Raw genomic sequence first — 22,588 nt, forward strand, 5'->3', positions numbered from 1 at the left:
CGCGCGCGGGGGGGCCGCCCCCCCCCCGGGGGGGGGGCCCCGGGCCCCCCCGCCCCCGGGGGCCCCCCCGGGCCGGGGGCCCCCGCGCGGGGGGGGGGGGCCCCCCCCGGGGGGGCGGGGCCCCCCCCACCGCCGGCAGCCCCGCCGGAGGCCGGGCTACCGTGTACGACGGGACACGGCGGAGGGACGGCGATGGGCGCACCAGCGGAACGCACGGGACTCGACGGGGCGCTCGGGCGCCGGCTGCGCGGGGCGGCGGGGCTGGCCGCGCTGGCCGGCCTGGCGTGGGCGGCCCGGGACGTGCCGGCGGCGCTCGGCGGCCGGCTCGCCGGCGCGCGGGCGGAGCGGGCGGCGCGCTCGCCGCAGTTCCGCGACGGCGCCTTCCGCAACCCGGGCGGCACCCGCTCGATGGCCGGCGCCCCGGACCGCAACCTGATCCGGGAGCTGATCTTCGGCAAGCAGAAGCGCCGCCCCAGCGCGCCCGTGCCGCTGCTGCGACCGGGCGCCGCCGCCCCGGCCGCCGACGCCGCGCGCGAGCTGAACGTCGTCTGGTACGGCCACGCCTCCGCGCTCATCGAGATCGAGGGCAGCAAGGTGCTGCTCGACCCGGTGTGGAGCGAGCGGTGCTCCCCGTCGACGCTGGTCGGCCCGCGCCGCCTGCACGAGCCGCCCGTCCGCCTCGACGAGTTGCCCCCGGTCGACGCGATCCTCATCTCGCACGACCACTACGACCACCTCGACATGGCGACCGTCCAGGCGTTGACCGCCCTGCAGTCGGCGCCGTTCCTGGTGCCGCTCGGCGTGGGCGCGCACCTGGACCGGTGGGGCGTACCGGCGGCACGGATCGTCGAGCTGGACTGGTCGGAGAGCCACCGGGTGGCCGGGCTGGAGATCACCGCCACCGCCGCCCAACACTTCTCCGGCCGGGGGCTGCGCCGCGACGGCACCCTCTGGAGCTCCTGGGTGGTGGCGGGCGCGCACCGGAAGGTCTTCTACACCGGCGACTCCGGCTACTTCGACGGCTACGCGGAGATCGGCGAGCGGCACGGGCCGTTCGACGTCACGCTGATGCAGATCGGCGCGTACGACCGGGCCTGGCCGGGCATCCACATGTTCCCCGAGGAGGCCGTCGCCGCCCACCTCGACCTGCGCGGCGGGCTGCTCCTACCGGTGCACTGGGCGACGTTCAACCTCGCCCTGCACGACTGGTCCGAGCCGGTGGACCGGATCTGGGCCGAGGCGAAGGCCCGGGACGTACGGCTGGCCGTGCCCCGCCCCGGCGAGCGGGTGACGGTGGACGACCCGCCGGCCGTCGACGGCTGGTGGCAGGCGGTCGCCTGACCTGCGCGGGCGTGCTGCCGCTCCGGCCGGCGGCGCCGCCCTTCAGAGGACGAAGGCGTCGGTCCAGAGCGCGCCGGAGCGGCCCGACAGGGAGTCGAGCATGGCGACCGCCTGGCCGTCGGTGAGCTGCGCGACGAAGTCGACGATCGCCCGCCCGCGGGCCTTGCCGATCCGGTCCGGCGTACGCGGGTGCAGCTCCGCCTCGGCCAGCTCCACCAGGTCGTGCAGGCGGCGCGGCAGCCGGGACTCCTCCTCGGGGTCGAGCAGCCAGTCCAGCAGCGCCTCCACCAGGGTGCCCAGCAGGCGGGCCTGCCCGCGCTGGTGCAGGGCCAGGTCCGGCCGGGCCAGCACGAACCGGTGGTGGACGAACTTGAGCACCTGCACCTCGTGCCACTGGGCCGGGGCGAGCTGCACGTGGCCGGAGCGGACCGACGGCTGCTCGACCACCGTGATCGCGTCGACGAAGCGGGTGGTCCAGCGGGCGGAGAAACGGGCCACGTACTGCTCCGCCTCGATGGAGCCGTCGAAGGGCATCGCCAGCAGCCCTTCCACCAACTCCTCGCGGACGTGCTCGACGGCGGCGGCGAACGCGTCGTCGTCGGCGATCCAGGCGTCCTTGCGGTGCAGTTGCCGGCGCAGCCGCTCGATCGCCGAGCCGGGCCGGCGGGCCGCGGCGGCCAGCGCCGCGTCGGTGATGGCCCGGAAGTGCCCGCTCTCGCGCTGCCAGGCCATCAGCTCGGCGGCCACCGCGCCCTGCTGGAGCACCCCGACCCGGTAGAAGTCCTCCACGTCGTGGATCGCGTACGCGACGTCGTCGGCCGTGTCCATCACCGACGCCTCGACGGTCTGCTGCCAGTCCGGGATGCGGCCGGCGAACGGCTCCCGGGCCTGCCGCAGGTCGTCGACCTCCGTCCGGTACGCCCCGAACTTCGACGAGCCGCTGCCCGGGTCGTCCGGCGGTGGGCTGGCGCCGCGCGGCGGCGGGTCCATCAGCCGGGGGTGCGGATCCGGGTGGTCCAGCCGCGTCCACGGGTACTTCAGCATGGCCGCCCGCACCGCCGCCGTGAGGTCCAGGCCGGTGGTCGCCGCGCCGCGGATCTCGGTGCTGGTGACGATCCGGTACGACTGGGCGTTGCCCTCGAAGCCGTCGGTGAGCCCCAGCCGCTGCCGGGCCAGCCGGTCCAGCACCCGCTCCCCCAGATGCCCGAACGGCGGGTGGCCGAGGTCGTGCGCGAGGGCGGCGGCCTCCACCACGTCCGGGTCGCAGCCGCCCAGCTTCTCCAGCAGGTCCCGGTGCTCGCCGTCGGCGGTGAGCCGCTCGGCGATCGCCCGGGCCACCTGGGCGACCTTGAGGCTGTGGGTCAGCCGGTTGTGCACCAGCAGGCCGGAGCCGCCGGGGCTGACCACCTGGGTCACGCCGTTCAGCCGGGCGAAGAACGGCGAGGCCACGATCCGGTCCCGGTCGGCCCGGAAGGGGCTGGCGGCGAGGTCGCCGAGGGCCCGGGCGCTGCCGCCGAAGAGCCGCCGGGCCCGCGGGTCCGCGGGAGGTTCCATGATCGCCACGCTAGCGCAGCGCGTGCCGGCGTGCCGAGGGTCACCGCCGGCACGCCGGGGCGGGGGCGGCGACGGCCGTCGGTCCGGGCCGGCACAATGCACAGCGGAACCCACACCGAAGGCGGATCGAGATCGTGACCCTCTCTGTTCATCAGCGGATCGCCGAGGAGCTCGGCGTCGCCGAGCGTCAGGTACGGGCGGCCGTGGAGCTGCTCGACGGCGGCGCCACCGTGCCGTTCATCGCCCGGTACCGCAAGGAGGCCACCGGCCTGCTCGACGACACCCAGCTGCGCACCCTGGAGGAGCGGCTGCGCTACCTGCGCGAGCTGGACGAGCGGCGCGCGGCGGTGCTGGAGTCGATCCGCGGTCAGGGCAAGCTCGACGAGGCCCTGGAAGCGCAGATCATGGCGGCCGACTCGAAGTCCCGCCTGGAGGACATCTACCTGCCCTACAAGCCCAAGCGCCGGACCCGGGCGCAGATCGCCCGCGAGGCGGGGCTGGAGCCGCTCGCCGAGTCGCTGCTGGCCGACCCCTCGCAGGATCCCCGGGAGGCCGCCGCCGGCTACGTCGACGCGGACAAGGGCGTCGCCGACCCCGCCGCCGCCCTGGAGGGCGCCCGGGCCATCCTCATCGAGCGGTTCGCCGAGGACGCCGACCTGATCGGCACGTTGCGCGAGCAGATGTGGTCGCGGGGCCGGCTGGTCTCCCGCGTACGCGACGGGCAGGAGTCGGCCGGTGCGAAGTTCGCCGACTACTTCGACTTCGCCGAGCCGTACCCGAAGCTGCCCTCGCACCGGATCCTGGCCATGTTCCGGGGCGAGAAGGAGGGCGTGCTCGACCTGACCATGGAGCCCGAGGAGGCCGGCGAGGCCGACGCGGTGCCGACCGGGCCGAGCCGCTACGAGGCGGCGATCGCCGGGCGGTTCGGCATCACCGACAAGGGCCGGCCGGCGGACCGGTGGCTGGCCGACACGGTGCGCTGGGCGTGGCGCACGCGGATCCTCATCCACCTCGGCGCCGACCTGCGGATGCGGCTGTGGCAGACGGCCGAGGAGGAGGCGGTGCGGGTCTTCGCCACCAACCTGCGGGACCTGCTGCTCGCCGCGCCGGCCGGCACCCGGCCCACGATGGGCCTGGACCCGGGCCTGCGTACGGGCGTGAAGGTCGCCGTGGTCGACGCCACCGGCAAGGTGGTCGCCACCGACACGATCTACCCGCACGAGCCGCGCCGGCAGTGGGACGCCTCGATCGAGACCCTCGCCCGGCTCGCCGGCGCGCACGGCGTCGAGCTGGTCGCCATCGGCAACGGCACCGCCAGTCGGGAGACCGACAAGCTGGCCGGCGAGCTGATCAAGCGGCACCCGCAGCTCAACCTCACCAAGGTGGTGGTCTCCGAGGCCGGCGCGTCGGTCTACTCCGCCTCCGCGTACGCCGCCCAGGAGCTGCCCGGGCTGGACGTATCGCTGCGCGGCGCGGTCTCCATCGCGCGTCGCCTCCAGGACCCGCTCGCCGAGCTGGTCAAGATCGACCCGCGTTCGATCGGGGTCGGCCAGTACCAGCACGACCTGTCGGAGGTGAAGCTCTCCCGGTCGCTGGACGCGGTGGTCGAGGACTGCGTCAACGCGGTCGGGGTCGACGTCAACACCGCCTCCGCGCCGTTGTTGACCCGGGTGTCGGGCATCGGCGCCGGGCTGGCGGAGAACATCGTGCTGCACCGCGACGCCAACGGGCCGTTCCGCACCCGCGCCGAGCTGAGGAAGGTCCCCCGCCTCGGCCCGAAGGCGTTCGAGCAGTGCGCCGGCTTCCTGCGCATCCCCGGCGGCGACGATCCGTTGGACTCCTCCAGCGTGCACCCCGAGGCGTACCCGGTGGTGCGCCGGATCCTGGCCAGCACCGGGCAGGACCTGCGCTCGCTGATCGGCAGGAGCACCATCCTGCGTGGGCTGCGGGCCACCGACTTCGTCGACGACACCTTCGGCCTGCCCACCGTCACCGACATCCTCGCCGAGTTGGAGAAGCCCGGGCGGGACCCGCGTCCGGAGTTCCGCACCGCCACCTTTGTCGAGGGCGTGGAGAAGATCAGCGACCTGACCCCGGGCATGGTGCTGGAGGGCGTGGTCACCAACGTGGCCGCGTTCGGCGCGTTCGTGGACGTCGGGGTGCACCAGGACGGTCTGGTGCACGTCTCGGCCATGTCCCGGACGTTCGTCAAGGACCCGCGCGAGGTGGTCAAGTCCGGCGACGTGGTCCGGGTCAAGGTGCTCGACGTCGACGTGCCCCGCAAGCGGATCTCGCTCACCCTCCGGCTCGAGGACGACGCGGAGGCGGGCGCCGGGCGCGGCGGGCAGGGCGGAGCACGCGGTGACCGGGGCGCGTCGCGGGGCGGTCAGGGCGGCCCCGGCGGCGGACGCGGTCAGGGCCGCCAGAGCGGTCAGAGCGGTCAGCCGGGGCAGGGCGGCGGGCGCGACAGCCGGGGTGCCCAGGGCGGCGGGCGCGGCGGTCAGGGCGGTCAGCCAGGGCACGGCGGCGGTCGGGGCGGGGCGGCGCGGCAGGGCCGTGGCGGAGCGGGGCCGGCGCCGGCCAACGACGCCATGGCCGACGCGCTGCGCCGGGCCGGACTGGCCTGAGGTCCCGCCGGTCCGCCGGTCGACCGGTCCGCCGGTCGACCGGTCCGCCGGCTGGTCGGCTGGCCGCCGGTCGGGCAGCGGATCGGGTCGTGCCGGCGGGGTCACGCCCCCGCGGTGTGCGGGGGCGCTCGGGGCGCTCGGGGCACTCGGGGCACTCGGGGCGCTCGGGGCACTCGGGGCGCTCGGGGCGCTCGGGGATGCTCGGCGGCGTTCAGGGGTGCTCGGGGGCGCATCGGGGCCGCGCGCGTGGACGCATGGGACCGATCGTTCGTCGACGGTTCTGAGAGACCCACCCGTGGCACGCTGTCGAGCTGATGTCGTAGACGATTCACGCAAGGACGATCCGGGCAACCGCCTGATGTCGCAAACGACTCAGCTCGACAGCGTCGTGTGAGCCCTTCGCCCGCGGGCCGGCTCGCCGGCCACCACTGCCCCCACGCAGCGGCCGCCCCTCGACCGCCGCTGACCGGCCACGTGCGACCGCCCTCGACCGCCCTCGACCGCCCGCTGACCGCTTGCTGACCGCCCCTCGACCGCCCGTTGGCCGGCCACAGGCGGCCACCCCCTCGACCAGCCGTTGTCTCGCCGGAGCGGCGGGTGGGACCCGGGCCGGATGCTTTCAGGTGGCGGGCGGCGGGGCGTACCGTCGCGGTCGTGGACGAGGACGACGGCCGGGAGTGGCGGGAGCGGCAGCAGCGGGCGGTGCGGGCGCACGCGGCGGCCGACGAGCGCCGCCGGGCGGCCGAGCAGGCCGAGGCGGCGAAACTCGTCGCCTGGTTCGTCGTCGAGGCGACCCGGCGCGGGCTGCCCACGGAGCGGCTCGCCGCCCGGGCCTACGACGGCCGCGGCCGCTACCGCACGCGGCTGCGCGGCTGGTACGTCGACCGGGCCCGGACCCGGGCGGTCGACGTGGCGGGGCGATTCCACCTGCTGACCGTGCCGGGCGGGCTGCGCGCCCGGCTGCTCGGGGCCGAGCCGCAGCCCAGCCCGCCGCCCCTGGTCGTCGGCGCGGGCGGCCGCGACGGCGAGTCGATCCCACTGCGCACCCTGCTCGCCCGCCGGCTCGACGGCGACGACGGGCCCTGACCGGGGTCAGCGGCGGGCGAGCCCGGGGCGGCGTCGGGCCAGGTACCACCACGACTGCTGCACCACCAGCGTGACCAGGCCGGCGAGCACGATCGCGCAGAGGTTAATCACCAACTGGAGGGCCGAACCGGCCGCCTCGTGCCAGACGCCGTACGCGGCGGCGACGGCCACGTTCGCGGCGGCCGGCACCGTGGTCACCGAGATCAGCACGCCGACCAGGCTGCCGGACTTCTTCGAGGTCAGCGAGAGCATGCCGGCCACGCCGGCGAGCAGACCGACCACCCAGGAGAGCGCGTCCGGCCGCCAGATGAAGTCGGTCAGCGGGCGATCGGCCAGCAGCATCCCGCGGTCGACCAGGCCGGCGGCGGTCAGCGCCCAGGTGCTGAGCACGGTGGCCACCATGGCGGCGAGGAAACCGACCACCAGGGCCTGCACCGACCGGGCGATGACCGACACCCGGCGGCGCAGCAGCGCCACGCAGAGCGCGGCCAGGGGACCGAACTCCGGCCCGACGACCATCGCCCCGACGATGAGGATCGGCTGGTCGAGCAGGACGCCGATGCCGGCGAGCATGGTGGCGACGGTGATCAGCACGAGGTAGGTGGCGGACAGTTCGGTCTGCTCGCCGGTCTTGGCGGCGATCTCGTCCCAGACCACCGCGTCCGCGCCGCTGCCCGGGGCGGTCCGGGCCGCCCGGTCCGCCGCCGAGGAGATGGTCAGCTCCACGTCGTCGGCCGCGATGGCGCCCCGTGCCTCCACGCCGAGCTGCCGCAGGTCGCGCAGCACGCTGTCGGCGCTCTCCCGGACCACGTCGCAGAGGATGAGGTCGCCCGCGGGCTGGCGGGCCGCGCCGGCGAGCACGGCCAGGTGGGTCACCCCGGGGTCGGCGGCCAGCAGGTCGGCGACCGCGGCGGACTGGTCCGGTGGAGCGATCACCCTCAGGTGCAGCACGGCCCTCCCCCTCGCTCTCGGCCGTCGAGCACTCTACTGCCGATGGCAGGCGGACGGCCTCCCTCCGGGGGCGGGCCACGAATGGCCTGCTCGCGGCCGTTTCCTCAACCGGACTTCTGGGGTTGATCCGACGGGTTACGTCGCCGCTGTCTGCTTTGAGGGTCTTCGCGGTGTCTCTGCCTGATAGAACCTTTTGTACGATGGCGGCTGCTCACGGGAGGTCGGAACGGTGGCGGTGTCTGGTCTCGTGAACGCGCCCGAACGCCCGCCGCGCCGGCAGAGCGGGTCGGACCGGGGCAAGCGGATCCTCGACGCGGTCGTGGCCGCCGTGCTTCTGGTGCTCACCGCGCCGGTGCTGGGGGTGGTGGCTGTCCTGGTCGCGGTGGGACTCGGTCGGCCGGTGCTGTTCCGGCAATGCCGGGCCGGGTTGCACGGCCGCCCCTTCGAACTGGTCAAGTTCCGCACCATGCTGCCGCCGGCCCCGTCCCGGGGCCTGGTCGGCGACGGTGATCGACTCACTCCGCTGGGGCGCTGGCTGCGGGCCACCAGCCTGGACGAACTACCAACACTCTGGAACGTGCTGCGTGGGGACATGAGCCTCGTCGGCCCTCGCCCGCTGCTACCCGAGTATCTCGAGCGCTACTCCCCCACACAGGCTCGGCGGCACGAGGTCAGGCCGGGCGTCACCGGGCTGGCCCAGGTGCGGGGACGCAACAGCCTCAGCTGGGAAGAGAAGCTCGACCTCGACGTCCGATACGTGGACAACCACAGTCTCCGGCTCGACCTGTCGATCCTCCTCGCGACCGTCCGCACCGTGCTGCGCCGGGAGGGGATCTCCGCGGAGGGCTCCGCCACCGCCCCGGAGTTCCTCGGCACGCCGCAATGGTCGGCGCCCGGACGACAGGACCGGACACCGGGCATGACGACACGACCCGGAGGTACCCGATGAGCAGGACCATCTACCTCTCGCCGCCCGATGTGGGACCGCTGGAGGAGTCGTACGTGCTCGCCGCCCTGCGGTCGGGCTGGGTCGCGCCGGTCGGTCCGGACCTCGACGCGTTCGAACGCGACGTGGCCGAGCGGGTCGGCACCCGGGGGGCGGTGGCGGTGAGTTCCGGTACGGCCGCCCTGCACCTGGCCCTGCTCGGTGTGGGTGTCGGGCCCGGCGATGTCGTCGTCGTGCCGACACTGACCTTCGTCGCCACGGCCAACGCCGTTCGCTACACCGGCGCCCGGCCGGTCTTCGTCGACTGCGACCCGCGCACCGGCAACCTCGACGTCGATCTCGTGGCCCAACTGCTGCGCCGGTTGCGCGCGCACGGCCACCGTGTTGGCGCGGTCGTACCGGTCGACATGTTCGGCAGTTGCGCGGACTATGCGGCGCTGCTGCCGGTCTGCGCCGAGGCGGAGGTGCCGGTGGTGGAGGACGCCGCGGAGGCGCTCGGCTCCAGCCACGGTGGACGACCCGCCGGTTCGTTCGGCCGCATCGGCGCCTTCTCCTTCAACGGCAACAAGATCATGACCACCTCCGGGGGCGGGATGCTCGTCTCCGACGACCTGACGCTGCTGGCGCGGGCCCGACACCTGGCCACCCAGGCACGGGAGCCGACGCCCCACTACGAGCACCGCGACGTCGGGTACAACTACCGGCTCAGCAACCTCCTGGCCGCGCTGGGCCGCGCCCAACTGGTGCGGCTGGACGGGATGATCGCCCGTCGTCGGCAACTGCGTGACCACTACGCCAAGCTCTTCGCGCCAGCGCCCGGCGTCGAACTGATCGGCGCGGAGGACGCGGGCAGCAACTGCTGGTTGACCTGCGTCCGCGTGGACTCGGACCGGTCCGGCTGGCGGGCCACGGAGCTCGCGGCCCATCTCGCCGCCCGCAACATCGAGACCCGCCCGGTGTGGAAGCCGATGCACCGCCAGCCTGTCTACGCCGGAGCCGAGAGCGTGCTCACCGGCGCAGCCGACGCGCTCTTCACCGACGGACTCGCCCTGCCGAGTGGCAGCGCCCTGAACGAGGGGCAGATCGGGCGGGTGCTCGGGGCGATCGACGAGTTCCTGACGGCCCGAGCCGGAGCGCCGACGGCGTGACGGTTCCACTGGTGGTCGTCGGCTGCGGCGGCCACGGCCGGGAGGTTCTCACCATCGCCAGGGCGATGGACGCCGACGCCGGTCGGCCACGCTGGCGAGTGCTCGGTTTCGTCGACGACCGGCCGAGCGAGGAGAACCTCAAGCGGGTGCAGGGCCTCGATGTGCCCTACCTCGGTGGGCTCGCGTGGCTGCGCGACGCGCCAGTCGACACCCACCACGTCATCGGCATCGGCGATCCGCGGGTCAGACGCGCCGTGGGACACCGTCTCGACGGCTACGGCCTTCCCGCCGCCAGCCTGGTGCACCCGGCGGCCACCATCGGACCGGACACCGCGCACGGCCCCGGGTTCGTCGCGTTCGCCGGGGCGCGCGTCACCACCAACGTGACCATCGGCCGGCACGTGCACCTGAACCAGAACTGCACCGTCGGCCACGACAGCACGCTCGCCGACTACGTCTCGGTCAACCCGCTCGCCGCGGTCTCCGGCGACTGCCACCTCGCCGAGGGCGTGCTGATCGGCACCACCGCCGCGGTGCTCCAGGGCCTGCACGTCGGTCGGGACAGCACGGTCGGGGCCGGCGCCTGTGTCGTTCGGGACGTTCCCCCGGACGTCGTGGTGAAGGGTGTGCCGGCCCGATGACCCGGTCCCCCCTCTGACCCGAGCCATCGGATGTTCGGCCGACGATTCAGAAAACGGCCAAAAGTGACGTTAGCGGTGTAAGAAGCTTGAACGGGACAAATTCCTTCCGCCGCGAGCGGAATGGGCCGGAGACGGAACAAGGAGCACTCATGCCGCTGGACACGGACAGCCCGCGACGGACAGACGAAGGGACACGCCGAGCCCGGGCCCGCCGCCGAGCCGTCGGTTTCCTCGCCACCGACACCGTCGCGTGGCTCATCGGCTTCGTCGCGGCCGCGTGGACCCGCTACGAGTTCCAACCGCCGCCCGGTCTGTTGGCACGGGCCGCCGGCATCGGCGCGGTCGCCGCGGTCGTGCACGTGGCGGTGGCCGCGCTCCGCCGGCTCTATTCCGGACGTCATCCACTGGGCAGCCTTCAGGAGGTACAGGGCGTCACCGGCACGGCGATCACGACGGCCGGGATCGTGCTGCTGGGCCTGCTCCCGTCCGCGGACCGTCCGGTGCCGGCGAGCACTCCGCTGGTCGGGGGCGCCCTGGCCCTGCTGTTCATGTTCGCCGCCCGATTCGCGTACCGGCACCGCCGCGATCTCGCCATGCGTCCGGACGTCCGGTCGGCGACACCAGTACTGCTGTTCGGGATGGGCGACGCCGGGCAGGGCCTGCTGCGGGCGATGCTCAGCGACCCCCGAGGGCGTTACCTGCCCGTCGGGGCCCTGGACGACGATCCGGACAAGCGCGACCTGCGCATCGGCGGAGTACGGGTCCTGGGTGGACGGCACGACGTCAGCGCAGCCGTCCGCCGTACCGGCGCCAGCACGGTGATCTTCTCGGTCGCCAACGCCGACGCCGCCCTGATCCGCCAGATCCGCGAGGCCACCCTCGAGACGGGCGCGGCGTTCAAGGTGCTCCCACCGGTGCGGGACCTGGTCGACCACCGGATCACGGTCACGGACGTCCGCGACGTGAAGATCAGCGACCTGCTCGGTCGCCGTCAGGTGGTCACCGACCTGCCACTGAGCGGCAACAGCCTCGCCGGCCGCCGGATCCTGGTCACCGGCGCCGGCGGCTCGATCGGATCCGAGCTGTGCCGGCAGGTGATGAAGGCCGATCCCGGCGAACTGATGATGCTGGACCGCGACGAGTCCGCCCTGCACAGCCTCCAGATGTCGCTCTCCGGCCGGGCCCTGCTGGACGGACCGGAGCTGATCCTCGCCGACCTGCGTGACGACGAGGGCATCCGCAGGATCATCCAGGAACGCCGTCCGGACATCATCTTCCACGCGGCGGCGCTCAAGCACCTCCCCCTGCTGGAACGGCACCCGGGCGAGGCGGTCAAGACGAACGTCTGGGGCACCTTGTCCGTGCTCGACGCCTGCCGCGACGTGGCCAAGTTCGTGAACATCTCGACCGACAAGGCCGCCGACCCGATCAGCGTCCTCGGCTACTCCAAGCGAATCACGGAACGGCTGACCGCCCACGCCGCCTCCCGGTTTCCCGGCACCTTCCTCAGCGTGCGGTTCGGAAACGTGCTGAGCAGCCGCGGGTCGGTGGTGACTGCCTTCCAGAGGCAGATCGAGGCCGGCCGGCCGCTGACCGTCACCCACCCGGAGGTGACTCGCTACCTGATGACCGTGCAGGAGGCGGTGCACCTGGTGCTGCAGGCCGCCGAGATCGGCCGCGACGGCGAGGCACTGGTGCTGGACATGGGCGAGCCGGTGCGCATCGCCGACCTGGCCCGACAGATGGCCGAGCAGGCGGACAGCTCGGTGCCGATCGTCTACACCGGGCTGCGACCCGGCGAGAAGCTGCACGAGGACCTCTTCGGCACCGGTGAGATCGACACCCGGCCACTGCATCCGCTGGTCTCGCACGTCACGGTGCCGACGCTGGACCCGATGGAGGTCAGCGGGCTGGACCCGTACGACGACACCGACAAGGTCATCGCGCAGCTCGCCCGCCTCTGCGGCCAGCCGGTCGGCGCGGTCCTCGACCATCCCCGAGGGGCACCGTTGCCCCGCTGACGGGTCGGCGGCAGCCGTGACGAAGGGAGTTCCCCAAGGTGACAGCGACCGACGACAAGCGAGTCCGGAACCAGGAGACGCAGCCCGCGACCCGGCGACTCCGGATCGCCGTCCTGATCAAGACGAACAGCGGCGGGACATGGATCCTGCCGCAGGTGGAGGCGATGCGCGAGCGCGGGCACGAGGTGGTCGTGGTGCTCCCGCCCGGGGACGGCCGGCTCACCACCGAGCTACGTAGGCGCCGGTTCGAGGTGGTCGAGTCTCCGTTCCCCTTCCGGCCGGGCCCGTCGATGGTGGCCGGGCTGTGGCGCCTACGCCGCCTGATGCGCCGGCTGCGCCCGGACGTCCTGCAGTACCACCTGATCGCCTCCGCGTACGTGGCGCGGCTGGCCACCGTCGGGCTGCCGTTGCGCCGGGTCCACACCGTGGCGGGTCCGCTCTACCTGGACTCGCCGTTCATCCGGGCGGCCGAGCGGCTGCTGTGGCGGATGGACGACGTCATCGTCTGCGGCTGCCGCAACGCCTCCGAACGGTACGCGGCGCTGGGCTGCCCTCCCCGGCGTCGGGCGGTCGCGACCTACGGGGTGGACACCAGCGCGTTCGACCCGACCGGCACCGGGCCCGAGGAACGGGCGGCGGCCCGGGCCGAGTTGGGGATCCCCCGGGACGCGTTCCTGGCGGTGATGGTCGCGTACGTGTACCCGCCGAAGCGGCTCGTGCACGCGGGACGTGGCATCAAGGGCCACGACGTCCTGCTGGAGGCATGGGGGATGTTCCGCCGGCGACACCCGCGAGCGCACCTGCTGCTGGTCGGCGGCGGCTGGACGGCAGCCGGGGCGACGTATCGCGCGGAACTGGTCGAGCGGTTCCGCGTCGCGGACGATCCGACCATCACCTGGTTGGAGACCGTCCCCGACGTCCGGCCGTGCTACCAGGCCGCCGACGTCAGCGTCAGCCCGTCCCTGAGTGAGAGCCACGGGGCGGCGGTCGAGGCGGGAGCGATGGCGGTGCCGAGCATCGTCAGCGACGCCGGAGGGCTTCCCGAGACCGTCGACGAGCGGTCCGGCTGGATCGTGCCGCGCGACGACGCGGCGGCGCTCGCGGCCGCCCTGGCCGACGCGTACGACGAGTTCGAGGCGGGCACGCTGGCGAGCCGGGGCAGGGCCGCCCGGCAGCTGATGGTCGACAGGTTCGACAACCGCCGCACGGCTCGGCAGGTCGCCGGCGTCTGCGAGACGGTAGCCACCCCGGCGGGGCGCCGGTGAGAGTGGTGGTGAGCACGGAGGCCCGGTTCAGCCGTACTCCCGACGGGGCGGTCTGGACGTCGGACGGCCCCGCGTACCGCTTCTGGACCAGGTACCTGTCGGTCTTCGACGAGGTGAGGGTGGTGGCGCGGGTACGGGACACCGCGGACCCCGGAGCGAAGGCCGTCCGCACCGACGGCAGTGGGGTCCACGTCTGGCCGGTGCCGTACTACGTCGGGGCACGGGAGTACCTGGCCACCCGAGCTGCGATCGGGAGGGTGCTGCGGTCGGCCGCCGATCGGGACGACGCGGTGATCCTGCGGGTGCCCTCCCCGATCGGCACCCGTCTGGCGGCCCACCGCGATCGCCAGCGCCTGCCGTACGCGCTGGAGGTGGTCGGCGACCCGTACGACGTCTTCGCCCCGGGCGTGCTCCGGCACCCGCTTCGCCCGCTGCTGCGGAGGCGGTTCGCCGACCGCCTCCGCCGGGAGTGCCGGTCCGCCGTCGCCGCCTCGTACGTGACGGAGTCCCACCTGCAGGCCCGGTACCCGGCGGGTCCGGACGTCCCGACCGCCGCGATCTCGAGCATCGACCTGCCCGTCGACGCGTTCGTCGAACGGCCACGCGTGATCACGCACCGGGGCGACGCCGAGCCCACGTTGATCTCGATCGGCACGATGGACCAGCTGTACAAGGGCATCGACGTGCTCATCGAGGCGCTCGCCAGGCTGAACCGCGCCGGCGCGCCGGCGCGCCTGATCCACCTCGGCACGGGCCGGTACCGGCCCGATCTCGAACGCCTGGCGGAACGCCTCGGCGTCGCCGACCGGGTCCGGTTCGAGGGCTGGTGTCCGCCCGGCACTGCCGTTCGGCGGCAGCTCGACGCGGCCGACCTCTTCGTCATGCCGTCACGCACGGAAGGGCTGCCCCGGGCACTCATCGAGGCCATGGCCCGCGCCCTGCCCGCCGTCGGCACCCGGGTGGGTGGCATTCCGGAACTCCTGGAACCAGCAGACCTGGTCGGGCCAGACGACCCCGAGGCCCTCGCGGCGGCCGTCGCCGGCATGCTCGGTGATCCGCGCCGGATGACCGCCGCCTCCGCGAGGAACCTGACTCGCGCCCGGCGGTACTCCCGGGACTCTCTCGCACCCCGGCGCGAAGCCTTCTACCGGGCGGTACGCCAGGCCACGACCAGCAACGACCTGGCGCGCTCGCGCTGAGCCCGCCGCACCCGCCGTCGAGGAAAGGTGCGTCATGTCAAGCGGATCCGTCACGCCTCCCCTACCGCACGCCGACCGACCGAGCCGCAGCAGGAGCGGATACCAGGCGGCCGTCCCGGCGCGTGCGGAGGGGACTGCCGGTCCGGGCGCCGGCCGATCGCACCAGACGCCGGCACCCGGGGACTCGTCCAACGTCGAGCGGCGCGCCGTCCGCGTCGTCCACGTCCTGGGTTGCCTCGACAGAGGCGGCGTCGAGACGTCGTCGCTCGACATCTGTCGGGTGATACCGCCTTCGGAGGTCCACCAGACCTTCGTCACGCTCGCCGGACGAGAGGGCACGCTGGCCGGGGAGTTCCGGGCCGCCGGTGCCTCCGTCCTCCAGTTGCCGTTGCTACCGAGGCACTCGTTCCCCGTACGGATGTGGGGTTGTCTGCGGTCGCTACGTCCCGACGTGGTCGTTTCCCACATCAGCCTGACCAGCGCGTTGGTCCTGCTCGCGGCCCGGGTGAACGGTGTCCCGGTGCGCGTGGCGCGGCTGTCGAGCGAGGGCGACGGACGACCGGGAACCCGGCGACGCAGGACCCAACGTCAGCTGCTCAGGTGGCTGCTGCCACAGGTCGCGACGGATGTGCTGGGCGTGACGCCGGCCGCGACGGACTTCGCCGGCGCACGGCCCCACGATCCCCGGTACCGGGTGTTGCCGAACGGGGTCGCTCCCAACCGCGTCGAGGGGTGGGACCGACGTACCGCGCGCCAGCACTGGGGCATCCCCGCGGACGTCCCCGTGCTCGGTTATCTGGGCAGGTCGGCACCCGAGAAGAACCGGGGCTTCCTCGTCGAGGTCTACCACGCCGCGCGCGCGCTGCGACCGGACACCAGACTGCTCGTGGCCGGGCCGGGCGGCGTCGACGACATCACCGGTCGACATCCGGATGTCCTCACCGACCCCCATGCCGTCCTGGCCGGCGAGGTCGCGGAGATCGCGTCGGTGCTGGCCGCCTCCGACGTACTGCTGCTGCCGTCCGTGAGAGAGGGGTTGCCCGGCGTCATCCTGGAGGCGGTGGCCGCCGGCGTGCCCGTCGTGGCGACCGATCTGCCCACTCTCCGGGAGGTCTCCACCCACGTCCGCGGCGTGGTGCCGATCCCGCTGTCGGCGGGCCCGGACGTCTGGGCCGATGCCGCCCTGCAACAGGCCGGGATGGACGCCGAGGACCGCAGGGAACTCAGCCGTTCCCTGCGGACGTCGCCCTTCACGGTCGAGAGCGTCGCCACGGAGTGGCGGCGACTCTGGCAGCGGTCCGGCGTCGATTCCTGAGGACGCCGAAGACTGGCGTCACCGCGTACCGCGCTGACGTCACCGCCGTGCCACGCGGTGCCCCCGCGCCGCCGCGTCCCGGCGCCGACGGCCGCCGGGTGGACGCGTCGAGCGCCGGTGGGCCTTTGCCGGTCCGCCGGGGACGGCCCCGACGAGCTGCGTGCCGGCCGCAGGGTTGAGCCGTTGCGCGCCGATCCAGCGCGCGACCAGGATGATGGCCAGACAGAGCCCGGCCTGCGCGACGACCGGTGTGAAGTTGTTGCGGCTCCAGACCAGCAACACGTAACCGATCATCCCTACCGCGTACTCCCAGATCGAGCCGGACCGTCTCCCGTCCAGGTAGGCGATGAACGCCCCGATCAGTGCCAGCACGACGACGACGCCCACCACCCCGGCCGCGCGATATGCCTCGGCGGTGGGCGAACCTCCGATCGGGCCGAGGTCCGGACGGGTCAGGAATGCGGTGGAGAGGTTCCGGTCGTCGAGGGCGGCAGGCGTGACGTCCAGGCCGAAGACGCGACCGATGAGACGTTCCACCGGCGCCCAGTAGGTCCCCCAGCCGGCGAATGGCTGATCCTCGACCTGGCGCCACTCCCGGACCACCACCACGGTCCGCAGCGTCGCGCTCAACTCCGCGAGGCCGTCCAAGGGATTGAGCGAGGCACTCGTCAGGCGAAAGCCGCCCGCGCCCCCCTCACGCGCCTGGCGAATGACCGAACCCAGGGTGAGAAGCGCGATGACCACCGCCCCGTGCCACAGTCGTACCCGCACCCTGTGCCGTCTCGCCCAGGCGACCAGGAAGGCGGCCAGGGGGAAGATGGTCGCGCTCCGGAGTCCGATGGCGAGCGGGATGGCGACGAGCGGAAGAAATGCCAGGGCCCACCAGTGGGATCGGCTCAACCGGCCACTGGTGCCGAGAACCGCCATGCCGATTCCGAGAAACAGGGATGCCCACGCCAGTCGGGGGTTGTGCTCGTCGTTCCGGAACGACGCGAAGTTGTCGGCGCCCAGCGCACTCAGCCCCTCCGACAGGACCACACCGAGGAGGAGCACCCCCCCGACGAGGACCAGGATGGGTCCGACCCAGACCATGACCGACGATCCTGAGCGGTCGGCGGCGAGAGCGGCGGACCGGCTGTGCCGGCCGGGCCTCCGACGGGAGGCGACGAGCGCGTAGCCCAACACGAACGCCGACATGCTGATGATCACCAACGTCAACGCGGCGGCGATCTGCGGCGACAGCAGCCACGTCAACGGATCGCCGGTGTTCCTGGTGAGCAGTTCCGGTACGACACCGAGGACCAGGTACGGCGCCAGGCCGACATGGAACACGGCATAGACGGCGAGGAAGATCGACCCCAGGCTCACCTGGCGATTTCCCCGAAGGCGCATCAGCATCGCGGTGTCCGCGACGGCGACGACTGCCGCGGCACCGGCGGCGAGCCTCGGTGAGGCCAGCAGGAGGTCGTAGAAGAGGGCGACCAGCGCCAGCTGGGTCAGCGCGACCCAGGCCATGGCGTCAGGTCGGACACCGGTGGGGGAAATGACGTCGGTATCCGCGCTGCCGACCTTTTCACGCCGGTGCCCCGAGGCCGCGGCCGGTGGTGCGGTCGGCATGGCGAGGACCTCCATGGTCGAGTCCCTTCGGTCGGTGACTGGAGTGGGCCGCACCACGAAGGCCGGCGGTGGATCGCGGCGGGCGGGCGGGTTCGGTCGACAATTCGAACGCCGATTTCTGCGGTCGGCCGCGAGGTTCGGCGGGCAGAGCCACATACGGAGCCACGCCCCTGCATGTTTGTATCAGAATAGGAAGTTCAGCCACCCGCGTTTGCCAAGACCGGGAATTTGTGACGGTCGCTCGCTTGCGTTTCGACGTCCGGCTGGGCACAAGAGTCGGAGAACTGCGGGAAGAGGCGGCGTATCAACGGCGCAATGTTCCTCGCTGACCGCATCCATTCCCGGCACGAGCCGTTGATTCGGAGGACACACCTCGCGTACGTTCCGGGAGGGAACGCCTTGAGCGCATTCCGCCGAACTCAGGTGAGTCGATGCGGCGGCCTCGTCACAGTGGAGTGCCCGGTGGCCGTCGCCCGCCAGCCCGCCCTTGCCGCCGGTGCGCGACGCTCCCTCTCCCTCAACGATCCAGCCGCGGGTCGGGTGCGAGACCGGTTGCGGGCAGTCCGGCGATGAAGCGCACGCTGACGTCCATGGCCGGTTCGAGCGTGGCCCAGGCGGGCAACCTGGCGGTCAGCGCCATCCTGGCCAGCCGCCTGCTGGGACCCCACGACCGGGGCCTGATGGTGATCGGCGCCACCAGCGCCAGCATCGCCGCCCTCGTGGCCGGGCTCGGGGCCTCACACGCCCTCAGGGCACGCCTACCGACGCTCGACGACGAGGTCGCCCGTCTCAGGCTGGTGGCGTCCTACACCTGGCTCTCCGCGGCGACCACGGTCCTCGGCAGCGTCCTGGCGCTCCTCGCGTGCTGGGCGTGCGGACTGGCCATCGACGCGGGGCTCGCCGCACCGGCGTTCCTCGCCGCGGTGCTGGTGGCGACACTGGGACAGATCGCGCTGGTCCAGTTTCCCGACGCCTGGTACGCCGCCGGGCGGTTCAGGGCGGGGAGCGCCTGGGCGGCCGGAATCGCCGCCGGCGGGACCGTCGGGCTCGTACTGGCCGCGGTGTTGTTGACCCGCACCGCCGAGTCGCTGTTGCTGGGTCAGGCCGCCGGCATGACTGCGGTCGCTGCGGCGCAGACGGCGCACCTCCACTCGGTCGGACTGCTTCTGCTCAGCAGACCCGACCGACGCGAGCTGAGCCGGCTCCTCCGGTCGGGAGTCCAGTCGCTCTACCTCACGGTGGGACTGGCGCTCGCGCTCCGGGCGGATCGCTACATCCTCGGCGGAGTCGCCGGCGCCGGCGTGGTCGGCGTCTACTCGACAGCCGCGACGTTGAGTGAGGCACCGCGGGTGGTCCCGGCGGCGATCGGCCAGGTGACGTACCGGCAGGTCACCCTCGGTTGCGGGAGGTCGGACGTGGATCGCGCCGTGCTGCGTGCCGTCCTCGCCTCGCTGGTGACGGGTCTTCCGGTGGCCGTCGCCGGATGGTTCCTCATCACACCCGTCTTCGGTCCCTCGTTCGCCGAGGCGAAGCCACTGCTGCTCGTACTGCTCGTCGCCGAACTCCTGTTCGCACCCTTCGCCGTCGCCAGCCGTGGCTTGCTGGGCGGCGGTTGGATGGGCACGGCGGGCCGGGTCGGCGCAGCCGGCATGGGAGCCGCGGTGCTGTTGTTCGTCCTGGCGGCGCGGGAATGGGGCGCGTACGGCGCCGCATGGGCGTCGGTCCTGCTGTACGCCGGCCTGTCCGGCGCCGCGGTGATCCTCCTGCGTCGCCGAGTCGCCGCGCGGCGCGATGCGCTGTCTCCCGTCGGTCACGACGCGGCGGTGGGGGTGGGGGCGGCTGCGGGGTTCGACGAGGGGAACGTCCCCGTCCCGACGTCTCCACGGTGAGTGCGCCGCCTAGGAGACGCCGGAATCCGCCACCCAGATCGCCTTCACCGTGTCGGCGAGATCGTAGGAGGGCGTCCAGCCGAGTTCCCGGGCTGCCGAGATGTCCGCGCACATCCACGGCACGCCGGCCGAACGCGCCGCGTCGGGCGGTGGCGCCGCTTCGGTGACCACGCCGTCGTAACCGGCAACCGCCGCGAGCATGCGTACGACGCGTCGGATCGGGACCGCCGTACCGCTGCCCACGTTGACGACCGGCCGCCGCAGCAGGGGTGCCCGCAGGGCCGCCCGCACCGCCATCGACACGTCTCGCACGTCCACGAAGTCGCGACACGCGTCGAGCGGGCCCAGCACAATCTCGGCAGAGCCGCACCTGAGGGCCGTGCGCAGCAGCCGTGTCGCTCGCCCCAGCACGTTCTGCTCCGGCATGCCCGGACCGATGGGGTTGAAGACCCGCAGCACGAGCGCGTCCACCCGCCCCGCTGCGACCGCCAGTTCCACCAGACGAGTCGCCGCCAGGTGGCTCAGCCCGTACGCACCGACGGGATCGCCGGGCTGGGTCTCCGGAACCGGACGGCCGATGGGCACCGGCCCGTACTCTCCGGCGGAACCGAGCCGGATCAGTCGAGCCCCGGGCGCGCCGCGGGCCACCGCCTCGATGAGCTTCGCGGTCACCAGAGTGTGCGCCCGCACCATGAGGTCCCCGTTGCCCCCCACCCGGCCGGTGCAGTTGACGACCGCGCTCGGCGTCGTCGCGCGCACCAACCCGGTGAGTGCGTCGACGCTGACGTCGAGCAGGTCACACTCCGCCCGGGACGGGCAGAGCAGCGTGGCTTCCGCGGCCAGCGCCGCCCTGATGTGCCGTCCCAGAAAGCCGGAGGCACCGAACAGGAGGACGCGCGGCGTGTCGATGCCCACCCTCAGTGTCGCCGGGCCTGCGCGAACGGCAGAGCGCCCGTCACGTCCTGCCTTGGCTTCGAGCGTGCGCGGTACCAGTCGACCGTCAGCCGAAGCCCGTCGGCCAGGGGCGTGGCGGACACGTCGGGAAAGAGTTCCCGCAGCCGGGTGCAGTCGGCCTGTGAGTCACGCACGTCACCGGGACGGGGCGGTTCGTGGCGAACCACCACCGACTGCCCCAGGGCGCGTTCGAGCTCGCTGATCAGTTCGAGCAACGACGTCCGCGTGCCGAAGGCCAGGTTCACCGTGTCCGGCGTCGACACCCGACGGAGCACGGCATCGATGATCACCGTCACGACGGTGCCGACATAGGTGAAGTCACGGGTCTGCCTACCGTCGCCGAAGACGAGCAGCGGTCGCCCCGAGAGTGCCGCGTCGACGAAACGCGGTACCACCGCCGCATACGCGTGGTTCGCCGCCTGGCGCGGACCGAACACGTTGAAGAAGCGGAACGGCAGCACCGACATCCCGTAGCAGCAGGAGTACGCGTTGGCGTACGCCTCCGTCGCCAGCTTGGACACCGCGTACGGGGACAACGGCATCGGCCGGAGCGTCTCCCGCCTGGGCAGCACCGGGTTCGCCCCGTAGACGGAGGACGACGAGGCGAGTACGACCTGGCCGACTCCGTGGCGCCGTGCGGCTTCGAGGACCATCAGCGTGCCGGTCGCGTTCGCGTGGTGGCTACGCACCGGGTCGTCTATCGACCTCGGAATCGATCCCAGCGCGCCGAGGTGCACCACGCTGGCCGCTCCGGCCAGCGCCTTGTCGAGCAGGTCTGCGTCCAGGATCGTGCCGGTGAACAACTGGACCGGCAGGTCCCGCAGGTTGTCCAAGGACCCGGTCGAGAGGTCGTCGACGGCGACAACCTCCGTGACCTGCGGGACCCTGGTGAGGGCGTCGATCAGATTCGAGCCGATGAACCCCGCACCACCCGTCACCACGATCTTCATTGCTGCTCCCAGTCAGGTGCCGGCCGGCGCGACGCCAGGCCGGCGGTCGAGGCGTGCGCCCCGGTGGTCAGATGGCACGGTCGGCGCGGTACCGGCCGATGTTCACGGGGTCGAGGAACCACTCCACGGTGGCCTTCAGCCCGTCGTCGACGGACATCGTCGGCTGCCAGCCTGTCTGCGCGCGAAGCAGTCCGTTGTGACCGAGGAGCCGCTCCACCTCCGATCCCGTTGGCCGGAGCCGGGCGTCCGAGACCACGACCTCGGGCTGCGTCCCGAAGATGGCCCCGATCTTCGTGACCAGCTCGCCGATGGCGGTCTCCCGACCGGTTGCCGCCTGGAAGACCTGGCCGACCACCCGGTCCGCCGGCGCCGTCCCGACCGCGATGAAGGCGGCCACCGTGTCACCGACGTAGAGAAGGTCCCGCGTCGTGTCGACGGCGCCGAGTTCGATCGACGTGGCACCGCCGGCAAGCTGACTGATGATGGTCGGGATCACGGCTCGCGTCGACTGACGGGGGCCGTACGTGTTGAACGGCCGCAGCGTGACCACCGGCAGGCCAAAGCTGAGATGGTAGCTCTCGGCCAGTTTGTCGGCGCCGATCTTGGACGCGGCATAGGGGGACTGACCGCGCAGGCGGTGGGACTCGGTCATCGGCACCGTCGTCGCCGTGCCGTACACCTCGCTCGTCGAGGTGACGACCACTCTGGGCGTCCCGATCGTCCGTGCGCTCTCGAGCACGTTCATGGTTCCCACGATGTTCGTCTCGACGTAGGACTGGGGGGCCAGGTAGGAGTAGGGAATGCCGCCCAGGGCGGCCAGGTGGTAGACGACGTCCACCCCGTCCACCAGACGTTGCACCATTCCCCGGTCCCGCACGTCGCCGGCGACGACCTCCACGCCCGCGAGTTGGTCGGGCCCGAGCGTGTCCAGCCACCCGTACGTTCCGGCGCCGTTGTAGTGCACGAAGGCGCGAACCCGATGACCGCGGTTGACCAGCGCCTCGACGAGGTGCGAGCCGATGAAGCCACCCGCGCCGGTGACCGCGACCAGTCCAGCGTCCGGTGATGTGCGCATCCAGCCTGC

The 22,588-nt window shown here is 72.9% G+C and carries 17 protein-coding genes; 11 read left to right on the plus strand and 6 right to left on the minus strand.

The genetic code is table 11. The features are described 5' to 3' along the window. Nucleotides 1–192 precede the first annotated feature (192 nt). A complete protein-coding gene (locus ACGF7U_RS23965; RefSeq protein WP_393110123.1) occupies nucleotides 193–1,341 on the plus strand; it encodes an MBL fold metallo-hydrolase in 1,149 nt (382 codons plus the stop codon). A 42-nt stretch (nucleotides 1,342–1,383) separates the two neighbouring features. Here the strand turns inward: ACGF7U_RS23965 and ACGF7U_RS23970 are convergent, their stop codons facing one another. Next, nucleotides 1,384–2,895: a deoxyguanosinetriphosphate triphosphohydrolase family protein gene (locus ACGF7U_RS23970; RefSeq protein WP_393110125.1), complete on the minus strand. Its 1,512-nt coding sequence runs from the start codon at nucleotides 2,893–2,895 to the stop codon at nucleotides 1,384–1,386. A gap of 134 nt (nucleotides 2,896–3,029) precedes the next feature. Here ACGF7U_RS23970 and ACGF7U_RS23975 point away from each other — a divergent pair, with 134 nt between their 5' ends. Together ACGF7U_RS23975 and ACGF7U_RS23980 are read left to right on the plus strand one after the other, a co-directional pair. Further along, entirely contained in the window at nucleotides 3,030–5,522 is a 2,493-nt protein-coding gene (locus ACGF7U_RS23975) for a Tex family protein (protein ID WP_393110127.1), read from the plus strand. A 654-nt stretch (nucleotides 5,523–6,176) separates the two neighbouring features. Beyond that, nucleotides 6,177–6,608: a hypothetical protein gene (locus ACGF7U_RS23980; protein ID WP_393110128.1), complete on the plus strand. Its 432-nt coding sequence runs from the start codon at nucleotides 6,177–6,179 to the stop codon at nucleotides 6,606–6,608. 6 nt (nucleotides 6,609–6,614) lie between these two features. Here the strand turns inward: ACGF7U_RS23980 and ACGF7U_RS23985 are convergent, their stop codons facing one another. Continuing rightward, complete coding sequence (locus ACGF7U_RS23985; protein WP_393110130.1) at nucleotides 6,615–7,559, minus strand: DUF389 domain-containing protein; 945 nt, start codon at nucleotides 7,557–7,559, stop codon at nucleotides 6,615–6,617. A gap of 235 nt (nucleotides 7,560–7,794) precedes the next feature. On the opposite strand from ACGF7U_RS23985, the gene ACGF7U_RS23990 reads away from it, so the two are divergent. The 7 genes from ACGF7U_RS23990 to ACGF7U_RS24020 all read left to right on the plus strand — a co-directional run bounded on the left by ACGF7U_RS23990 (nucleotide 7,795) and on the right by ACGF7U_RS24020 (nucleotide 16,094). Then, on the plus strand, nucleotides 7,795–8,508 hold the full coding sequence (locus ACGF7U_RS23990; protein ID WP_393110132.1) for a sugar transferase: 714 nt from the start codon (nucleotides 7,795–7,797) through the stop codon (nucleotides 8,506–8,508). Then, complete coding sequence (locus ACGF7U_RS23995; RefSeq protein WP_393110134.1) at nucleotides 8,505–9,653, plus strand: DegT/DnrJ/EryC1/StrS family aminotransferase; 1,149 nt, start codon at nucleotides 8,505–8,507, stop codon at nucleotides 9,651–9,653. Before ACGF7U_RS23990 ends, ACGF7U_RS23995 begins: the two co-directional genes overlap by 4 nt. Then, nucleotides 9,650–10,294 (plus strand): NeuD/PglB/VioB family sugar acetyltransferase, encoded by a 645-nt coding sequence (locus tag ACGF7U_RS24000; RefSeq protein ID WP_393110136.1) that lies wholly within the window; start codon nucleotides 9,650–9,652, stop codon nucleotides 10,292–10,294. The genes ACGF7U_RS23995 and ACGF7U_RS24000 overlap by 4 nt, the downstream gene beginning before the upstream one ends. Nucleotides 10,295–10,443: 149 nt before the next feature. Next, the gene (locus tag ACGF7U_RS24005) at nucleotides 10,444–12,315 is read left to right on the plus strand and encodes a polysaccharide biosynthesis protein (RefSeq protein WP_393110138.1); all 1,872 of its coding nucleotides are present in this window, start codon (nucleotides 10,444–10,446) and stop codon (nucleotides 12,313–12,315) included. Between the two features lie 38 nt (nucleotides 12,316–12,353). Further along, nucleotides 12,354–13,580 (plus strand): glycosyltransferase family 4 protein, encoded by a 1,227-nt coding sequence (locus ACGF7U_RS24010; protein WP_393110140.1) that lies wholly within the window; start codon nucleotides 12,354–12,356, stop codon nucleotides 13,578–13,580. Nucleotides 13,581–13,588: 8 nt separating this feature from the next. Further along, on the plus strand, nucleotides 13,589–14,779 hold the full coding sequence (locus tag ACGF7U_RS24015) for a glycosyltransferase (protein ID WP_393110143.1): 1,191 nt from the start codon (nucleotides 13,589–13,591) through the stop codon (nucleotides 14,777–14,779). Nucleotides 14,780–14,813: 34 nt separating this feature from the next. Further along, on the plus strand, nucleotides 14,814–16,094 hold the full coding sequence (locus ACGF7U_RS24020) for a glycosyltransferase (protein WP_393110145.1): 1,281 nt from the start codon (nucleotides 14,814–14,816) through the stop codon (nucleotides 16,092–16,094). Nucleotides 16,095–16,133: 39 nt separating this feature from the next. On the opposite strand, the gene wzy is transcribed toward ACGF7U_RS24020, so the two are convergent. Then, complete coding sequence (gene wzy / locus ACGF7U_RS24025; protein WP_393110147.1) at nucleotides 16,134–17,726, minus strand: O-antigen polysaccharide polymerase Wzy; 1,593 nt, start codon at nucleotides 17,724–17,726, stop codon at nucleotides 16,134–16,136. Between the two features lie 575 nt (nucleotides 17,727–18,301). On the opposite strand from wzy, the gene ACGF7U_RS24030 reads away from it, so the two are divergent. Next, a complete protein-coding gene (locus ACGF7U_RS24030) occupies nucleotides 18,302–19,600 on the plus strand; it encodes a lipopolysaccharide biosynthesis protein (RefSeq protein WP_393110149.1) in 1,299 nt (432 codons plus the stop codon). 9 nt (nucleotides 19,601–19,609) lie between these two features. Here the strand turns inward: ACGF7U_RS24030 and ACGF7U_RS24035 are convergent, their stop codons facing one another. The 3 genes from ACGF7U_RS24035 to ACGF7U_RS24045 all read right to left on the minus strand — a co-directional run bounded on the left by ACGF7U_RS24035 (nucleotide 19,610) and on the right by ACGF7U_RS24045 (nucleotide 22,579). Next, entirely contained in the window at nucleotides 19,610–20,515 is a 906-nt protein-coding gene (locus tag ACGF7U_RS24035; RefSeq protein ID WP_393110151.1) for an NAD-dependent epimerase/dehydratase family protein, read from the minus strand. 2 nt (nucleotides 20,516–20,517) lie between these two features. Next, on the minus strand, nucleotides 20,518–21,504 hold the full coding sequence (locus ACGF7U_RS24040; RefSeq protein ID WP_393110153.1) for an NAD-dependent epimerase/dehydratase family protein: 987 nt from the start codon (nucleotides 21,502–21,504) through the stop codon (nucleotides 20,518–20,520). A gap of 67 nt (nucleotides 21,505–21,571) precedes the next feature. Then, a complete protein-coding gene (locus ACGF7U_RS24045; protein WP_393110155.1) occupies nucleotides 21,572–22,579 on the minus strand; it encodes an SDR family NAD(P)-dependent oxidoreductase in 1,008 nt (335 codons plus the stop codon). Nucleotides 22,580–22,588 lie beyond the last annotated feature (9 nt).

Origin of the sequence: Micromonospora sp. NPDC047670, assembly GCF_043204915.1 — a bacterium.
Classification (GTDB): domain Bacteria; phylum Actinomycetota; class Actinomycetes; order Mycobacteriales; family Micromonosporaceae; genus Micromonospora.